Origin of the sequence: Pseudomonas sp. FP1742 (assembly GCF_030687145.1) — a bacterium.
GTDB classification, from domain to species: Bacteria; Pseudomonadota; Gammaproteobacteria; order Pseudomonadales; family Pseudomonadaceae; genus Aquipseudomonas; species Aquipseudomonas frederiksbergensis_D.
The window spans coordinates 5,977,862-5,993,965 of record NZ_CP117460.1 but is presented as its reverse complement, the minus strand read 5'-3'; the positions used below and the strand labels follow the sequence as shown (position 1 = coordinate 5,993,965).

The 16,104-nt window shown below is 56.0% G+C and carries 12 protein-coding genes, 2 tRNA genes and 2 rRNA genes; 7 read left to right on the top strand and 9 right to left on the bottom strand.

Annotated features, from left to right (window positions below):
• Positions 1–52: 52 nt before the first annotated feature.
• The 6 genes from coq7 to hemJ all read right to left on the bottom strand — a co-directional run bounded on the left by coq7 (position 53) and on the right by hemJ (position 4,655).
• On the bottom strand, positions 53–700 hold the full coding sequence (coq7, locus tag PSH64_RS27280) for a 2-polyprenyl-3-methyl-6-methoxy-1,4-benzoquinone monooxygenase (protein ID WP_105340986.1): 648 nt from the start codon (positions 698–700) through the stop codon (positions 53–55).
• A 185-nt stretch (positions 701–885) separates the two neighbouring features.
• Positions 886–1,224 carry a histidine triad nucleotide-binding protein gene (locus PSH64_RS27275; protein ID WP_007906873.1) on the bottom strand — a complete coding sequence of 113 codons (339 nt, stop codon included), beginning with the start codon at positions 1,222–1,224 and terminating at the stop codon, positions 886–888.
• Positions 1,225–1,304: 80 nt separating this feature from the next.
• Positions 1,305–2,093 (bottom strand): SDR family oxidoreductase, encoded by a 789-nt coding sequence (locus PSH64_RS27270; protein WP_105340987.1) that lies wholly within the window; start codon positions 2,091–2,093, stop codon positions 1,305–1,307.
• 62 nt (positions 2,094–2,155) lie between these two features.
• Positions 2,156–3,133, bottom strand: coding sequence for a DUF805 domain-containing protein (locus tag PSH64_RS27265; RefSeq protein WP_105340988.1), 978 nt, complete (start codon positions 3,131–3,133; stop codon positions 2,156–2,158).
• Positions 3,134–3,221: 88 nt separating this feature from the next.
• Complete coding sequence (locus PSH64_RS27260) at positions 3,222–4,190, bottom strand: nitronate monooxygenase family protein (RefSeq protein ID WP_305479213.1); 969 nt, start codon at positions 4,188–4,190, stop codon at positions 3,222–3,224.
• Between the two features lie 33 nt (positions 4,191–4,223).
• Complete coding sequence (gene hemJ, locus PSH64_RS27255; protein WP_305479212.1) at positions 4,224–4,655, bottom strand: protoporphyrinogen oxidase HemJ; 432 nt, start codon at positions 4,653–4,655, stop codon at positions 4,224–4,226.
• Positions 4,656–4,950: 295 nt separating this feature from the next.
• Between hemJ and argC the strand changes: the two genes are divergently transcribed.
• Both argC and erpA read left to right on the top strand, forming a co-directional pair.
• Positions 4,951–5,985, top strand: a complete 1,035-nt coding sequence (gene argC, locus PSH64_RS27250) for an N-acetyl-gamma-glutamyl-phosphate reductase (RefSeq protein WP_105340991.1) — start codon at positions 4,951–4,953, stop codon at positions 5,983–5,985.
• A 167-nt stretch (positions 5,986–6,152) separates the two neighbouring features.
• On the top strand, positions 6,153–6,503 hold the full coding sequence (gene erpA, locus PSH64_RS27245; RefSeq protein ID WP_007906865.1) for an iron-sulfur cluster insertion protein ErpA: 351 nt from the start codon (positions 6,153–6,155) through the stop codon (positions 6,501–6,503).
• 73 nt (positions 6,504–6,576) lie between these two features.
• On the opposite strand, the gene PSH64_RS27240 is transcribed toward erpA, so the two are convergent.
• Together PSH64_RS27240 and PSH64_RS27235 are read right to left on the bottom strand one after the other, a co-directional pair.
• Positions 6,577–7,668: an anhydro-N-acetylmuramic acid kinase gene (locus PSH64_RS27240; RefSeq protein WP_305479211.1), complete on the bottom strand. Its 1,092-nt coding sequence runs from the start codon at positions 7,666–7,668 to the stop codon at positions 6,577–6,579.
• Positions 7,669–7,671: 3 nt separating this feature from the next.
• Positions 7,672–9,090: a peptidoglycan DD-metalloendopeptidase family protein gene (locus PSH64_RS27235; RefSeq protein WP_105340993.1), complete on the bottom strand. Its 1,419-nt coding sequence runs from the start codon at positions 9,088–9,090 to the stop codon at positions 7,672–7,674.
• A gap of 210 nt (positions 9,091–9,300) precedes the next feature.
• On the opposite strand from PSH64_RS27235, the gene tyrS reads away from it, so the two are divergent.
• Positions 9,301–10,500 carry a tyrosine--tRNA ligase gene (tyrS, locus tag PSH64_RS27230; protein ID WP_105340994.1) on the top strand — a complete coding sequence of 400 codons (1,200 nt, stop codon included), beginning with the start codon at positions 9,301–9,303 and terminating at the stop codon, positions 10,498–10,500.
• Here the strand turns inward: tyrS and PSH64_RS27225 are convergent.
• Entirely contained in the window at positions 10,487–11,020 is a 534-nt protein-coding gene (locus PSH64_RS27225; RefSeq protein WP_305479210.1) for a hypothetical protein, read from the bottom strand. The genes tyrS and PSH64_RS27225 overlap by 14 nt on opposite strands.
• Before the next feature lie 32 nt (positions 11,021–11,052).
• Between PSH64_RS27225 and PSH64_RS27220 the strand changes: the two genes are divergently transcribed.
• The 4 genes from PSH64_RS27220 (at position 11,053) to PSH64_RS27205 (ending at position 15,996) form a co-directional block, all read left to right on the top strand.
• Positions 11,053–12,590 (top strand): 16S ribosomal RNA (locus tag PSH64_RS27220).
• A 123-nt stretch (positions 12,591–12,713) separates the two neighbouring features.
• Positions 12,714–12,790, top strand: a tRNA-Ile gene (locus PSH64_RS27215).
• Positions 12,791–12,799: 9 nt separating this feature from the next.
• Positions 12,800–12,875: transfer RNA gene (locus PSH64_RS27210), tRNA-Ala, on the top strand.
• Positions 12,876–13,104: 229 nt separating this feature from the next.
• Positions 13,105–15,996: ribosomal RNA gene (locus PSH64_RS27205) — 23S ribosomal RNA — on the top strand.
• Together the 16S and 23S rRNA genes with 2 tRNA genes alongside form the textbook arrangement of a ribosomal RNA operon.
• Positions 15,997–16,104 lie beyond the last annotated feature (108 nt).

Sequence of the window (16,104 nt, the reverse complement as noted above, 5' to 3'; positions counted from 1 at the left end):
CTTGCTCCGGGCGGCGATCCGACGAAGAGGCCCGATCAAACAAACACCACCGTCAGATCCTATAGGTGCTTTTGGTCATCACCTTGGCCAATAGACTCATCCCGAACTTCACCGGTGCAGGAAAGCGCAAACCCCCAGCATCCAGTGCGCTTTCGGCGTGGTGTTCTTCATCGATGCGCATCTGCTCAAGGATCGCCCGGGATTTTTCGTCCTCGGCGGGCAGTTGCTCAAGGTGTTCGTTCAGGTGTTTGCAAACCTGATGCTCGGTGGCGGCAACGAACCCCAGGCTGACTCTATCGCTGATCAAGCCGGCCACTGCACCAATCCCGAACGACATACCGTAGAACAGTGGATTGAGAATGCTGGTGTGGCTGCCCAACTGGTGAATGCGCTGTTCGCACCAGACCAGATGGTCGATTTCTTCTTCAGCGGCATGTTCCATGGCGGCGCGCACTTGCGGCAGTCTGGCGGTCAGGGCCTGACCTTGATACAGCGCCTGGGCGCAGACTTCGCCGGTATGGTTGATGCGCATCAAACCGGCGACGTGCCGGGTATCCTCGTCGCTCAATTGCGTATCTGGTTGCACAATGGCAGGCGACGGACGGTAGGGCTGACCGCTGAAGGGCAGCAAAGTACGCATCGCGGCATCAGCTTGCAGCAGAAGACGGTCAATCGGCGAGTAGTGACGTTGGGTAGTCATGCTGACCTCCGGGAGGAATCTCGGCGGCCAGTTTAACCCAATCGGCCGGGGAGGGCTTGCGCTGGGTCATTTCGGCCGGTGTCACCACCGACCCCGTAGGAAGCGAGGCTCGCCCGCGAAAAGCGTGCCTCGGTCTGTCTGAGCAACCGCGTAGACTTCTTTGCGGTATAGGGACGGTTGGCGAATCAGCCCGGCGGCCAGTGCATCTGACGCTGACCCAGCACGTGCATATGAATGTGATAGACGGTCTGCCCGCCCAGTTCATTGCAGTTCATGACCACCCGGAAACCCTCTTCACAGCCCAGCTCCAGAGCCAGACGCTGCGCGGTGAACAGAATATGCCCGGCCAGCGCCTTGTCGTCCTCGGTGAGGTCATTGAGGGTGCGTACCGGTTTCTTCGGGACCACCAGGAAATGCACGGGGGCCTGTGGCGCGATGTCGTGGAAGGCCAGTACCTGGTCGTCCTCGTAAATGATCTTCGCCGGGATTTCCCGGTTGATGATCTTGGTGAACAGAGTATCCACAGCTGTTTCTCCGTTGTTTGGCTGGCCTGAGTGTACCCATGAGCCATGCATGATCCCAGTTTTTTACCTTGGGTGGCCGGTCAGCGCGGGCAGTGCGCCTTGTTGACCATGCCCGCGATTGTCCGGGTCAGCCAGCGCGAGCCGAGCCGCGGCAGGAAGGCGAACCAGCGATTCAGGCGGCCGGGGATGATAATGGCGCGATTTTTCTCCAGGGCCCGGACGGTATAGAGCGCGACTTCTTCCGGACTCATTAGCAACTTGCTATCGACCAGCTTATCGGTGTCCAGTTGTGCGGTGCGGAAAAACGCAGTGCGGGTTGGGCCGGGGCAGAGCACCGACACCTTGACCGCGCATTTTTTCAGTTCGACGCGCAAACCCTCGGAAAAATGCAGCACATAAGCCTTGCTGGCGTAGTAAGTGCTCATCCACGGGCCGGGATGAAACGCTGCGACCGAGGCAACGTTCAGAATCTGCCCGCCGCCCTGCAAGGCCATGCTGTTACCAATGGCATGACACAAACGAGTGAGGGCCAGGATGTTCACTTCGATCAAGTCCTGCTCGGTCATCCAGTCCTGGGCCAGGAATGGGCCACAGGTACCGATGCCGGCACAGTTGACCAGCAAGTCGATTTGTCGCTCACCTTCCTCCAGTTCCAGCAGAAATCCGGACAGGCGCAACGGCTCACCCAGATCACAGGCGCGGAACAACACTTCCACGTCAAAGCGCTGAGTCAGTTCAATCGCAATACTTTCCAGCTGATCACGCTGTCGAGCCACCAGCAGCAGGCTGCGGCCGCGCCGGGCCAGCGCTTCGGCCATCGCCAGGCCGATGCCGCTGGTAGCGCCAGTGATCAGAGCGTAACGGGTCATGCAGTTCTCCATCGCAACAGCTCCGCGCCGGCGACGCAGGTGTCACGGGCGGGGAGCGCTGTTCATTCTTTTGCAGAGTCTACAGGGGGCTGGGGTGCTTCGGCTGCATCGTCTGTGGAATCAGGGGCTTGTTCGGCCTCTTCGGCCGGTTCGACTTCAACTTCGTCGGTAGTCACTGAGCTGCTGTCATAGCTGCTCTGGGCAGTGTTTTCATATTCATTCTGCAGGGCACCGATGCCGCCTGTGAGTGCGCCAATGAATACACCAGCAACGACCACCAGCCAAAGCGCACAAAGCACTTTTACTGCAGTGCTGTTGGCGGGTGGCGGTGCACCGTATTGGTTGGCTGCAGTATTGCCTGGCAGTACCGCCAGTAAAATCGGCAAGAGCCCGCCCACGAAGGGCACCAGTGTCAGCAGATAAAGCCAGCCGGACCAACCCAGGTCGTGCAGGCGCTGAACGCTGATCTGAACACTGACAACGATAAACGCGATGCATATCGCCGTGCCGACCAAGCCGCCGATTACCAGACCAACCGTTGATGTAAGGGCAATGAGTGACAAACCGATGGAAACGAACACCCCGGCGACACCCATCAGCACCAGCGTCAAGGCCATTGTCCAGGCCAGATAGCGCAAGCGGCCGATGCGTCCTGTGAATGTGAAAGCCTTGAGTGTGCCGAACTCTGGTAATGCGTCACCGACGGAGGCTTGCGGTGGCGCATAAGGCGATTCGGCGTCTGGCGATACCCATTGGTTAGGCGCAGGGGAGGGGTCGTGGACGTCGGACAGGCTCAGCTCGATTGAGGGGTCGGCTTCTATTCGGGCATCAATGCCGGTTTTCGTCAGCGCCTGAAGATAAGTTTGCGCGTCGGCGTGCGACAGGTTGCGTTTGAGCGCAACCATCCGGCCACTGAACAGACGCTCGATGGCAGCGACATCGCTTTTGAACAGCTCAGCGAGATTGAGCTTGGCGGTAGTGGCGTCCACACCTGGCAGCAGAGCACCATTGAAGACGATCTTGAAACGGTTTTCACTCATGGCCGAGGCATCCTTGTCGCGAGAGTTGTAATAGGGAGTGTTACAAGGAGTGTAAAGCCAGCCGGGGCGGGCTGGCCAAGTTTTCCTGTCAGCGCGGCCAGCGCTTGGGCAACGCTGCCGCCAGTTCCAGCGCTTTGCGGTATTCGGCGTCGAGACGTGCGACCAGTTGATCGACACTCGGCAGGTCTTCGATTGCTCCAACGCCCTGGCCAGCAGACCACACGGTTTTCCAGGCTTTGGCTTCATCGTTCAACGGCTTGAGCTTGGAGCCGAAGTCTACCTCGCCCTTGCTTTGCAGCGCCGCCATGTCGAAACCGGCGGCCTCCAGGCTCTGACGCATGAAGCTTGCCGGTACGCCCGACACCGCTGGAGTATGGACGATGTCTGCGGCTCTGGCAGTCAGGAGCATCTCCTTGTAGGCGTCAGGCGCATGACTTTCCGTGGTGCCGATAAATCGCGTACCGAAGTAGGCCAGATCCGCACCAAGCAATTGCGCAGCAAGAATCTCGTGGCCATGGTTCAGGCAGCCAGCCAGCAGCAGGGTCTTGTCGAAAAACTGGCGAATCTCGGCGATCAGCGAAAACGGGCTCCAGGTCCCGGCGTGACCACCGGCCCCCGCGGCAACGGCAATCAAACCGTCGACGCCGGCTTCGGCGGCTTTTTCGGCGTGGCGACGGGTCGTCACGTCGTGAAACACCAGGCCGCCATAGCTGTGCACCGCGTCGACCACTTCCTTCACGGCGCCGAGGCTGGTGATCACGATCGGTACTTTGTGTTCGATGCAGATCTCCAGGTCCGCCTGCAATCGCGGATTGCTGTGGTGGACGATCAGGTTCACCGCGTAAGGGGCGGGGTTTTCCAGTGTCGCCAACCCTGCTTCGATTTCTTCCAGCCAGGCCTTGAAACCGCTGCTTTCACGCTGATTCAACGCAGGGAAACTGCCCACCACGCCATTACGGCAGCAGGCGAGCACCAGCTCAGGGTTGGAGATCAGGAACATCGGTGCCGCCACTACCGGCAGTCGCAAGCGTTGTTCGAGCAGAGCGGGCAGCGACATTGGAAGTACCCCGGGTGAGTGTGCCTGTTGGATTTAAAACGGCCGGACAACGACCAGAATGACGATAGCCAGCAATATCAGAACCGGCACTTCATTGAACCAGCGATAAAAGACATGGCTGCGGGTGTTTTCGCCACGGGCAAAGCGTTTTACCTGGGCGCCGCACATGTGGTGGTAGCCGATCAGGATCACCACCAGGGTCAACTTGGCGTGCATCCACGCGCCATGGCTGAAATAGGCGCTTGGGTTGAGGCTGATCAGCCAGATGCCGAACACCAAGGTGGCGATCATCGCTGGCCCCATGATGCCCCGGTACAGCTTGCGCTCCATGATGCTGAAGCGTTCCTTGCTGACGGCGTCTTCGCTTTGCGCGTGATAGACGAACAGGCGCGGCAGGTAAAACAGGCCGGCAAACCAGCAGACCATGCTGATGATGTGAAGCGCTTTGAGCCACAGATAAAGCATTTTTGGTTATTCCCAGGTTCACGGTAGCCCGAATAGTAGAGAAAGTGTCCCGTCTCGGACATAACTGTTCAATTTTGACGGTGTCTTTTGTCGCCATACTGCGTTGCCGCTCCTCGCCATAGCGGGCTATGACTCGTCGCGGCGCCTTGTCTGGCAACAAAATCCACTCGCCAAAACTTGAACGTATGCCCGAGACGGGACACATGAGCCGCCGCACGTCACCTTGACGGTTGTCGCAGGGCCGCGCGGCCCCTATTATCGACGGCTTTCCAGTGGGTTCGTTGAGGGCAGGTTTATGGTCAAGGTCGGTATCGTCGGCGGCACGGGTTACACCGGTGTCGAACTGCTGCGTCTGTTGGCACAGCATCCGCAGGCAGAAGTGGTGGTGATCACTTCCCGATCCGAGGCCGGCCTGGCCGTGGCCGACATGTACCCGAACCTGCGAGGCCATTACGACGGCCTGGCGTTCAGCGTTCCGGACATCAAGACCCTCGGGGCTTGCGACGTGGTGTTCTTCGCCACGCCGCACGGTGTTGCCCATGCGTTGGCGGGTGAGTTGCTGGCTGCCGGGACCAAGGTCATCGACCTGTCGGCAGACTTCCGTCTGCAAGACGCCGATGAATGGGCCAAGTGGTACGGCCAGCCGCACGGTGCACCGGAACTGCTGGAGGAAGCGGTCTACGGCTTGCCGGAAGTCAATCGCGAGCAGATCAAGCAGGCACGCCTGATTGCTGTACCGGGTTGCTACCCGACCGCGACGCAATTGGGGTTCCTGCCATTGCTTGAAGCCGGTCTGGCCGATACCACGCGTTTGATCGCCGACTGCAAATCTGGTGTCAGTGGTGCCGGTCGTGGCGCTTCGGTAGGTTCGCTGTACTCCGAGACGTCGGAAAGCATGAAGGCCTACGCCGTCAAAGGGCACCGTCACTTACCGGAAATCCGCCAGGGGCTGCGTCGTGCCTCGGGCAAGGACGTTGGTCTGACGTTCGTTCCGCACCTGACGCCAATGATTCGCGGTATTCACTCGACGCTCTACGCGACTGTCGTGGACCGCTCGGTGGATCTGCAGGCTCTGTTCGAAAAGCGTTATGCCAACGAACCGTTCGTCGACGTAATGCCAGCCGGCAGCCATCCGGAAACCCGCAGCGTGCGTGGTGCCAACGTTTGCCGTATCGCCGTGCATCGTCCGCAGGATGGTGATCTGGTGGTGGTGTTGTCGGTCATCGACAATCTGGTCAAAGGCGCGTCGGGTCAGGCGGTGCAGAACCTGAATATCCTTTTCGGCCTGGATGAGCGCCTGGGTCTTTCCCATGCGGGCATGCTGCCGTAAGGCTTTATCCGCACAGCAAAGAGGCCCGTTGAACGGGCCTTTTTGCATTCTGGTCTGACAATTGGGTTGATTGATATACCGTAACAATAGTTGACCGATTTTCTGGGAGAAGCGGATAATGCGCGTCATCACGCATTATGGCGGCGTAACGCCGGGAGATAGTCAGCATGAGCGTCGAATCCTTCACCCCCACGGCTTTGCAATTCACCCACGGTGCCGCGCACAAGGTGAAGAGCCTGGTCGATGAAGAGGGGAATGATCGCTTGAAGCTGCGCGTATTCGTTACGGGCGGCGGTTGTTCAGGTTTTCAGTACGGCTTTACCTTCGATGAAGAAGTGGCCGATGACGACACCATCGTCGAGCGCGAAGGCGTCAGCCTGGTGGTTGATCCGATGAGCTTCCAGTACCTGGCAGGTGCCGAGGTGGATTACCAGGAAGGTCTGGAAGGTTCGCGTTTCGTGATCAAGAACCCGAACGCCACCACCACGTGTGGTTGCGGCTCTTCGTTTTCGATCTGATCGCACCTTACCGTATTAACAAGCGCCGCAGGGTCTCGGGAGTCTGCGGCGTTTTGCTGTCTGGAGTTCAGGTTCAGGCGGGGTAGATGGCGCCGAGAATGCGCAAACCGCGGGCGCCGGTGACGCTTGGGCGGTTGGCCGCGATACCTTCCAGGCAGCAATGAGCCAGCCAGGCGAAGGCCATGGCTTCGACCCAGTCCGGGTCTACACCATATGCAGCGGTGCTGCTGACTTTCGCGTTCGGCAACAGGCTGGCCAGCCGTTTCATCAACGTGGCGTTGTGCGCGCCACCGCCGCAGACCAGCAGCTCCCGGGTATCCGATTGAGCGCTTTGCAATGATTCGACGATGGTCTGGGCGGTCAGCTCAAGCAGGGTGGCCTGCACGTTTTCGGCAGCGAAGGTAGGCAGCTTTGACAGATGCTGCATCAGCCATGGCAGATTGAACACTTCGCGGCCGGTGCTCTTCGGGCCTTGAGTTACAAAGAACGGATCACTGAGCAGCTCATTCAACAGAGCCGGTTCAACCTTGCCGCTGGCGGCCCATTTGCCATCGCGATCGAAGTTGTCGCCGCGTTGCCGGTGAATCCAGGCATCCAGCAGGACGTTCCCCGGGCCGCAGTCAAAACCCGCGACAGGCTGGCCGGGCTCGATCAGGCTGAGGTTGCTGAACCCGCCGACGTTCAGCACCGCGCGGTTACCAGGCTGTTCTTCAAACAAGGCTTCGTGAAAGGCTGGAACCAATGGCGCGCCTTGTCCGCCAGCGGCTACATCGCGGCTGCGGAAATCGCTGATCACGGTGATGCCGGTCAGCTCGGTGAGCAACGCAGGGTTGCCGATCTGCACCGTGAACCCGCGCGCCGGTTCGTGGCGAATGGTCTGGCCGTGGCTGCCAATCGCGCGAATGTCTTCGGGCTTCAGGTTTTGTTGATCAAGGAGGGTATGAATGCCCTGCGCGGCCAACTTCACCCAGTTCTGCTGGGCAATGGCGGAGCGGGCAATTTCGTCCGGACCGCTGGCGCACAAGCCAAGCAGCTCGGCGCGCAGGGATTCGGGCATGGGGATGTAATGCGTGGCGATCAGCTTGATCGCCGGGGCTTGCTCGATCAGCGCAATGTCCAGGCCATCAAGGCTGGTCCCGGACATCACACCTATATAGAGCGCCATGGCTTAGCGTTTGCTCGAAGCCAGCAGAGTGGCCTTCTCTTGGTCCATGCGCGCCATCAGTGGTTGGCTTTGTGCAAGGAAGCGTGAGCGTTCGGCTTTGGAGATCGGGTCGGCCATCGCCACCTTCTGACCCAGCGGATCGACGTGCACGCCATTGACCTGGAACTCATAGTGCAAGTGCGGGCCGGTGGATAGACCGGTGGTGCCGATGTAGCCGATCACCTGGCCTTGCTTGACGCTGCCGCCAGTCTTGATGCCTTTGGCGAAGCCCTGCATGTGGCCATAGAGCGTGCGATAGGTGCTGCCGTGCTGGATGATCACTGTGTTGCCGTATCCGCCACGGCGACCGGCCAACAATACCTGGCCGTCGCCGGCAGCCTTGATCGGTGTGCCGCGCGGAGCTGCGTAATCGACACCCTTGTGGGCACGGATCTTGTTCAGGATCGGGTGCTTGCGGCCCATGGAGAATTTCGAGCTGATGCGGGCGAAGTCTACCGGAGTGCGGATGAACGCCTTGCGCATGCTGTTGCCGTCAGCCGTGTAGTAGCTGCTGTTGCCTTGTTTGTTGGTGTAGCGCACGGCGGTATAAGTCTTGCCGCGGTTGGTGAATCGTGCGGAAAGAATCGGACCGTTGCCGACCGCTTTGCCGTTGACGACTTTCTGTTCATAGATCACATCGAATTCGTCACCCTGGCGAATATCCTGGGCGAAGTCGACGTCATAGCCGAACACGCTGGCCATATCCATGGTCAGGCTGTGGGACAAACCGGCACGGGCTGCGGATTGCGACAGCGAACTGTTGATCACGCCATGCACATAGGCGGTGCGAACAGTGGGCTTGGCGGTAATGCGGTTGAATGTATAACCCTTGTCGCTCTTGGTCAGGCTGATGCTTTCCGTGTCGCTGACTTTGCTGTGCAAATTGGTCAGTTGGCCGTTCGGGCCCAGTTCGAACTCGAGCTTCTGGCCATGTTTGAGTTGGCTGAACTGCTTGGCCTGCTTGTCGCTGGCCAGCACTTCATGCACCGAAGTGGCCGGAAGACCTACTTTCTCGAACAAAGTCGAAAGGGTGTCGCCTTTGGCGACAATCACTTCCCTGTGGCCTGGCGCCTTCTTTTCTTCGACGATAGGTGCGGGGGCGGCCTGGGCAGTTTCCTGCGGGGCTTCGGCGCTGTTTTCGATCTGCGCGAAAGGGGAGGCTGCCGGCTCATTTGTGGCTTGGACGACGTCGGCGGCGTCTTGATCTTGTGTCAGTTGTTCTGCGGGGCTTTCCAGTTCAAGACTCAGAGTCGTCTTTTTGGCTTCAACATCACTGGAAGGAAATACCAGAAGCGCCAGGCTCAGAAGGGCGGCGATGCCACTTGCTGCGAGCAGGTGGGTCTTCGGGTAAAGCGGTGGCGCTTTAGACGGTTCTTTGGTCATAAGTAATTTTGACTTTGAAAAAATGAATTGGAAAAGATGAATGACATGATGAAGACGAAATAACTGTATAAAATATAACCAAATCATCTCTGAAGCAAGCCTGCGGACACTCTGTCCGTGGATTGGCGTCCGCGCGCCGGGCAAAACTTGTATTTGACGCCCGATCTTGTATGGTTGGTCCCCTTTGAATCTGAGCCTTGCGGGTCTGTTATGAAGTCGGTTGAAGAGCAGCTAGCGCTGATCAAACGTGGTGCAGAAGAACTGTTGGTCGAGTCCGAGCTGATCGAAAAGCTCAAGCGTGGTCAGCCGCTACGTATTAAGGCGGGCTTCGATCCGACCGCGCCGGATTTGCACCTGGGTCATACCGTGCTTATTAATAAGCTGCGCCAGTTCCAGGAGCTGGGTCACCAGGTGATCTTCCTTATAGGTGACTTCACCGGGATGATCGGTGATCCAAGCGGCAAGAGCGCGACACGTCCTCCGCTTACCCGTGAACAGGTTCTCGAGAATGCCGAGACCTACAAGACTCAGGTCTTCAAGATTCTTGATCCTGCCAAGACCGAAGTAGCCTTCAACTCCACCTGGATGGATCAGATGGGGCCGGCGGACTTCATTCGGTTGACTTCGCAATACACCGTGGCTCGCATGCTTGAGCGTGACGACTTCGACAAGCGCTACACGAGCAATCAGCCAATCGCCATTCATGAGTTCCTCTATCCGCTGGTTCAGGGTTATGACTCGGTCGCTTTGCGTGCGGATGTCGAACTGGGTGGTACCGATCAGAAATTCAACCTGCTGATGGGGCGTGAGCTGCAGCGTAGTTATGGTCAGGAGGCTCAATGCATTCTGACTATGCCGTTGCTCGAAGGGCTGGATGGCGTGAAGAAGATGTCCAAGTCCTTGGGTAACTATGTCGGTATCCAGGAGGCGCCGGGTGTCATGTATGGCAAGCTGGTCTCGATTCCGGATGTGCTGATGTGGCGTTACTTCGAATTGCTCAGCTTCCGTTCCATGGAAGAGATCGATGCTTTGCGGGCTGACGTCGAGGCGGGTGCGAATCCGCGGGACATCAAGATCAAGCTGGCTGAAGAGATCGTTGCGCGTTTCCATGGTGAGGAGGCTGCAGCCAATGCTCACCGTGCGGCGGGCAACCGTATGAAAGACGGAGAGTTGCCGGATGATCTGCCGGAGATCGAATTGACCGCTGCCGAAGATATGCCGATCGCTGCCGTCCTTAATAAAGCGGGCCTGGTGAAGAACTCTGCTGTGGCGCGCGATCTTTTGGGCTCTGGTGGTGTGCGTGTGGATGGTGAGGTTGTTGATCGCACCTTTATATACGTACTGGGCTCGACTCATGTTTGCCAGGCCGGTAAGAAGGCGTTTGCGCGTATTACGCTCAAATCCGAATAAAGCTGAAATTAGTGGTTGACGGCAGATCCTGGACGTCTATAATTCGCCCCACTTCCGGCGCAGTCGAAACGGAAAACTCCTTGGTAAACAATGAGTTACGCAGTTTTCGGCAGCGGTTACGCTTCAGTTCATCGAGGCCAGAAGGAGTTGGTAAGGCAGTGTGTTGTCGCCTTGTTGACGGTTCGATCTTCTCGGTCGAAAGCGGAGAAAAAGAGGTGTTGACAGCAGCGAGTAACGCTGTAGAATTCGCCTCCCGCTGACGAGAGATCGGGAGCGCAAGTGGTTGAAGTTGCAAAGGAAACTTTGAAAACTTCGGAAAATAACCGCTTGACAGCAACAGAGGCTGCTGTAGAATGCGCGCCTCGGTTGAGACGAAAGCTCTTAACCAACCGCTCTTTAACAACTGAATCAAGCAATTCGTGTGGGTGCTTGTGGAGTCAGACTGATAGTAAACAAGATTATCAGCATCACAAGTTACTCCGCGAGAAATCAAAGATGTAACCAACGATTGCTGAGCCAAGTTTAGGGTTTCTTAAAAACCCAAAGATGTTTGAACTGAAGAGTTTGATCATGGCTCAGATTGAACGCTGGCGGCAGGCCTAACACATGCAAGTCGAGCGGCAGCACGGGTACTTGTACCTGGTGGCGAGCGGCGGACGGGTGAGTAATGCCTAGGAATCTGCCTGGTAGTGGGGGATAACGCTCGGAAACGGACGCTAATACCGCATACGTCCTACGGGAGAAAGCAGGGGACCTTCGGGCCTTGCGCTATCAGATGAGCCTAGGTCGGATTAGCTAGTTGGTGAGGTAATGGCTCACCAAGGCGACGATCCGTAACTGGTCTGAGAGGATGATCAGTCACACTGGAACTGAGACACGGTCCAGACTCCTACGGGAGGCAGCAGTGGGGAATATTGGACAATGGGCGAAAGCCTGATCCAGCCATGCGCGTGTGTGAAGAAGGTCTTCGGATTGTAAAGCACTTTAAGTTGGGAGGAAGGGCAGTTACCTAATACGTAATTGTTTTGACGTTACCGACAGAATAAGCACCGGCTAACTCTGTGCCAGCAGCCGCGGTAATACAGAGGGTGCAAGCGTTAATCGGAATTACTGGGCGTAAAGCGCGCGTAGGTGGTTCGTTAAGTTGGATGTGAAATCCCCGGGCTCAACCTGGGAACTGCATTCAAAACTGTCGAGCTAGAGTATGGTAGAGGGTGGTGGAATTTCCTGTGTAGCGGTGAAATGCGTAGATATAGGAAGGAACACCAGTGGCGAAGGCGACCACCTGGACTGATACTGACACTGAGGTGCGAAAGCGTGGGGAGCAAACAGGATTAGATACCCTGGTAGTCCACGCCGTAAACGATGTCAACTAGCCGTTGGGAGCCTTGAGCTCTTAGTGGCGCAGCTAACGCATTAAGTTGACCGCCTGGGGAGTACGGCCGCAAGGTTAAAACTCAAATGAATTGACGGGGGCCCGCACAAGCGGTGGAGCATGTGGTTTAATTCGAAGCAACGCGAAGAACCTTACCAGGCCTTGACATCCAATGAACTTTCCAGAGATGGATTGGTGCCTTCGGGAACATTGAGACAGGTGCTGCATGGCTGTCGTCAGCTCGTGTCGTGAGATGTTGGGTTAAGTCCCGTAACGAGCGCAACCCTTGTCCTTAGTTACCAGCACGTAATGGTGGGCACTCTAAGGAGACTGCCGGTGACAAACCGGAGGAAGGTGGGGATGACGTCAAGTCATCATGGCCCTTACGGCCTGGGCTACACACGTGCTACAATGGTCGGTACAGAGGGTTGCCAAGCCGCGAGGTGGAGCTAATCCCACAAAACCGATCGTAGTCCGGATCGCAGTCTGCAACTCGACTGCGTGAAGTCGGAATCGCTAGTAATCGCGAATCAGAATGTCGCGGTGAATACGTTCCCGGGCCTTGTACACACCGCCCGTCACACCATGGGAGTGGGTTGCACCAGAAGTAGCTAGTCTAACCTTCGGGAGGACGGTTACCACGGTGTGATTCATGACTGGGGTGAAGTCGTAACAAGGTAGCCGTAGGGGAACCTGCGGCTGGATCACCTCCTTAATCGACGACATCAGCTGCTCCATAAGTTCCCACACGAATTGCTTGATTCATTGAAGAAGACGATAGAAGCAGCTTTAAGCTCCAAGCTGATAGCTCAATGCTAACAGTTACGCGCTCGAAATTGGGTCTGTAGCTCAGTTGGTTAGAGCGCACCCCTGATAAGGGTGAGGTCGGCAGTTCGAATCTGCCCAGACCCACCAATTTTGTATGGGGCCATAGCTCAGCTGGGAGAGCGCCTGCCTTGCACGCAGGAGGTCAACGGTTCGATCCCGTTTGGCTCCACCATTAACTGCTTCGAAACGTTTGAGAGTTTAGAAATGAATATTCCGTTGTGAATATTGATTTCTAGTCTTTGATTAGATCGTTCTTTAAAAATTTGGGTATGTGATAGAAAGATAGACTGAACGTTACTTTCACTGGTAACGGATCAGGCTAAGGTAAAATTTGTGAGTTTAATCGCGAATTTTCGGCGAATGTCGTCTTCACAGTATAACCAGATTGCTTGGGGTTATATGGTCAAGTGAAGAAGCGCATACGGTGGATGCCTTGGCAGTCAGAGGCGATGAAAGACGTGGTAGCCTGCGAAAAGCTTCGGGGAGTCGGCAAACAGACTTTGATCCGGAGATGTCTGAATGGGGGAACCCAGCCATCATAAGATGGTTATCTTAAGCTGAATACATAGGCTTAAGAGGCGAACCAGGGGAACTGAAACATCTAAGTACCCTGAGGAAAAGAAATCAACCGAGATTCCCTTAGTAGTGGCGAGCGAACGGGGACTAGCCCTTAAGTTGATTTGAGATTAGCGGAACGCTCTGGAAAGTGCGGCCATAGTGGGTGATAGCCCTGTACGCGAAAATCTCTTATCAATGAAATCGAGTAGGACGGAGCACGAGAAACTTTGTCTGAATATGGGGGGACCATCCTCCAAGGCTAAATACTACTGACTGACCGATAGTGAACTAGTACCGTGAGGGAAAGGCGAAAAGAACCCCGGAGAGGGGAGTGAAATAGATCCTGAAACCGTATGCGTACAAGCAGTGGGAGCCCACTTTGTTGGGTGACTGCGTACCTTTTGTATAATGGGTCAGCGACTTATTTTCAGTGGCGAGCTTAACCGAATAGGGGAGGCGTAGCGAAAGCGAGTCTTAATAGGGCGTCTAGTCGCTGGGAATAGACCCGAAACCGGGCGATCTATCCATGGGCAGGTTGAAGGTTAGGTAACACTGACTGGAGGACCGAACCGACTACCGTTGAAAAGTTAGCGGATGACCTGTGGATCGGAGTGAAAGGCTAATCAAGCTCGGAGATAGCTGGTTCTCCTCGAAAGCTATTTAGGTAGCGCCTCATGTATCACTGTAGGGGGTAGAGCACTGTTTCGGCTAGGGGGTCATCCCGACTTACCAAACCGATGCAAACTCCGAATACCTACAAGTGCCGAGCATGGGAGACACACGGCGGGTGCTAACGTCCGTCGTGAAAAGGGAAACAACCCAGACCGTCAGCTAAGGTCCCAAAGTTATGGTTAAGTGGGAAACGATGTGGGAAGGCTTAGACAGCTAGGAGGTTGGCTTAGAAGCAGCCACCCTTTAAAGAAAGCGTAATAGCTCACTAGTCGAGTCGGCCTGCGCGGAAGATGTAACGGGGCTCAAACCATACACCGAAGCTACGGGTATCACTTAGGTGATGCGGTAGAGGAGCGTTCTGTAAGCCTGTGAAGGTGAGTTGAGAAGCTTGCTGGAGGTATCAGAAGTGCGAATGCTGACATGAGTAACGACAATGGGTGTGAAAAACACCCACGCCGAAAGACCAAGGTTTCCTGCGCAACGTTAATCGACGCAGGGTTAGTCGGTCCCTAAGGCGAGGCTGAAAAGCGTAGTCGATGGAAAACAGGTTAATATTCCTGTACTTCTGGTTATTGCGATGGAGGGACGGAGAAGGCTAGGCCAGCTTGGCGTTGGTTGTCCAAGTTTAAGGTGGTAGGCTGGAATCTTAGGTAAATCCGGGATTCTAAGGCCGAGAGCTGATGACGAGTGTTCTTTTAGAACACGAAGTGGTTGATGCCATGCTTCCAAGAAAAGCTTCTAAGCTTCAGGTAACCAGGAACCGTACCCCAAACCGACACAGGTGGTTGGGTAGAGAATACCAAGGCGCTTGAGAGAACTCGGGTGAAGGAACTAGGCAAAATGGCACCGTAACTTCGGGAGAAGGTGCGCCGGTGAGGGTGAAGCATTTACTGCGTAAGCCCACGCCGGTCGAAGATACCAGGCCGCTGCGACTGTTTATTAAAAACACAGCACTCTGCAAACACGAAAGTGGACGTATAGGGTGTGACGCCTGCCCGGTGCCGGAAGGTTAATTGATGGGGTTAGCTAACGCGAAGCTCTTGATCGAAGCCCCGGTAAACGGCGGCCGTAACTATAACGGTCCTAAGGTAGCGAAATTCCTTGTCGGGTAAGTTCCGACCTGCACGAATGGCGTAACGATGGCGGCGCTGTCTCCACCCGAGACTCAGTGAAATTGAAATCGCTGTGAAGATGCAGTGTATCCGCGGCTAGACGGAAAGACCCCGTGAACCTTTACTATAGCTTTGCACTGGACTTTGAATTTGCTTGTGTAGGATAGGTGGGAGGCTTTGAAGCGTGGACGCCAGTTCGCGTGGAGCCATCCTTGAAATACCACCCTGGCAACTTTGAGGTTCTAACTCAGGTCCGTTATCCGGATCGAGGACAGTGTATGGTGGGTAGTTTGACTGGGGCGGTCTCCTCCTAAAGAGTAACGGAGGAGTACGAAGGTGCGCTCAGACCGGTCGGAAATCGGTCGTAGAGTATAAAGGCAAAAGCGCGCTTGACTGCGAGACAGACACGTCGAGCAGGTACGAAAGTAGGTCTTAGTGATCCGGTGGTTCTGTATGGAAGGGCCATCGCTCAACGGATAAAAGGTACTCCGGGGATAACAGGCTGATACCGCCCAAGAGTTCATATCGACGGCGGTGTTTGGCACCTCGATGTCGGCTCATCACATCCTGGGGCTGAAGCCGGTCCCAAGGGTATGGCTGTTCGCCATTTAAAGTGGTACGCGAGCTGGGTTTAGAACGTCGTGAGACAGTTCGGTCCCTATCTGCCGTGGACGTTTGAGATTTGAGAGGGGCTGCTCCTAGTACGAGAGGACCGGAGTGGACGAACCTCTGGTGTTCCGGTTGTCACGCCAGTGGCATTGCCGGGTAGCTATGTTCGGAATAGATAACCGCTGAAAGCATCTAAGCGGGAAACTAGCCTCAAGATGAGATCTCACTGGGACCTTGAGTCCCCTGAAGGGCCGTCGAAGACTACGACGTTGATAGGTTGGGTGTGTAAGCGCTGTGAGGCGTTGAGCTAACCAATACTAATTGCCCGTGAGGCTTGACCATATAACACCCAAGCAATTTGCGCTTAAAGAGCCAGATTGCGGTGTGTGAAGACGCAATGAACCGAAAGTTCGAGAGCAACACACAAACTATCGCATACCCAATTTGCTG

What these genes read in the sequence shown, in the direction of transcription:
- coq7 (WP_105340986.1), bottom strand. Translation starts at nt 700, where the DNA reads ATGACTACCCAACGTCACTACTCGCCGATTGACCGTCTTCTGCTGCAA.
- PSH64_RS27270 (WP_105340987.1), bottom strand. Translation starts at nt 2,093, where the DNA reads ATGACCCGTTACGCTCTGATCACTGGCGCTACCAGCGGCATCGGCCTG.
- PSH64_RS27265 (WP_105340988.1), bottom strand. Translation starts at nt 3,133, where the DNA reads ATGAGTGAAAACCGTTTCAAGATCGTCTTCAATGGTGCTCTGCTGCCA.
- PSH64_RS27260 (WP_305479213.1), bottom strand. Translation starts at nt 4,190, where the DNA reads ATGTCGCTGCCCGCTCTGCTCGAACAACGCTTGCGACTGCCGGTAGTG.
- hemJ (WP_305479212.1), bottom strand. Translation starts at nt 4,655, where the DNA reads ATGCTTTATCTGTGGCTCAAAGCGCTTCACATCATCAGCATGGTCTGC.
- argC (WP_105340991.1), top strand. Translation starts at nt 4,951, where the DNA reads ATGGTCAAGGTCGGTATCGTCGGCGGCACGGGTTACACCGGTGTCGAA.
- erpA (WP_007906865.1), top strand. Translation starts at nt 6,153, where the DNA reads ATGAGCGTCGAATCCTTCACCCCCACGGCTTTGCAATTCACCCACGGT.
- PSH64_RS27240 (WP_305479211.1), bottom strand. Translation starts at nt 7,668, where the DNA reads ATGGCGCTCTATATAGGTGTGATGTCCGGGACCAGCCTTGATGGCCTG.
- PSH64_RS27235 (WP_105340993.1), bottom strand. Translation starts at nt 9,090, where the DNA reads ATGACCAAAGAACCGTCTAAAGCGCCACCGCTTTACCCGAAGACCCAC.
- tyrS (WP_105340994.1), top strand. Translation starts at nt 9,301, where the DNA reads ATGAAGTCGGTTGAAGAGCAGCTAGCGCTGATCAAACGTGGTGCAGAA.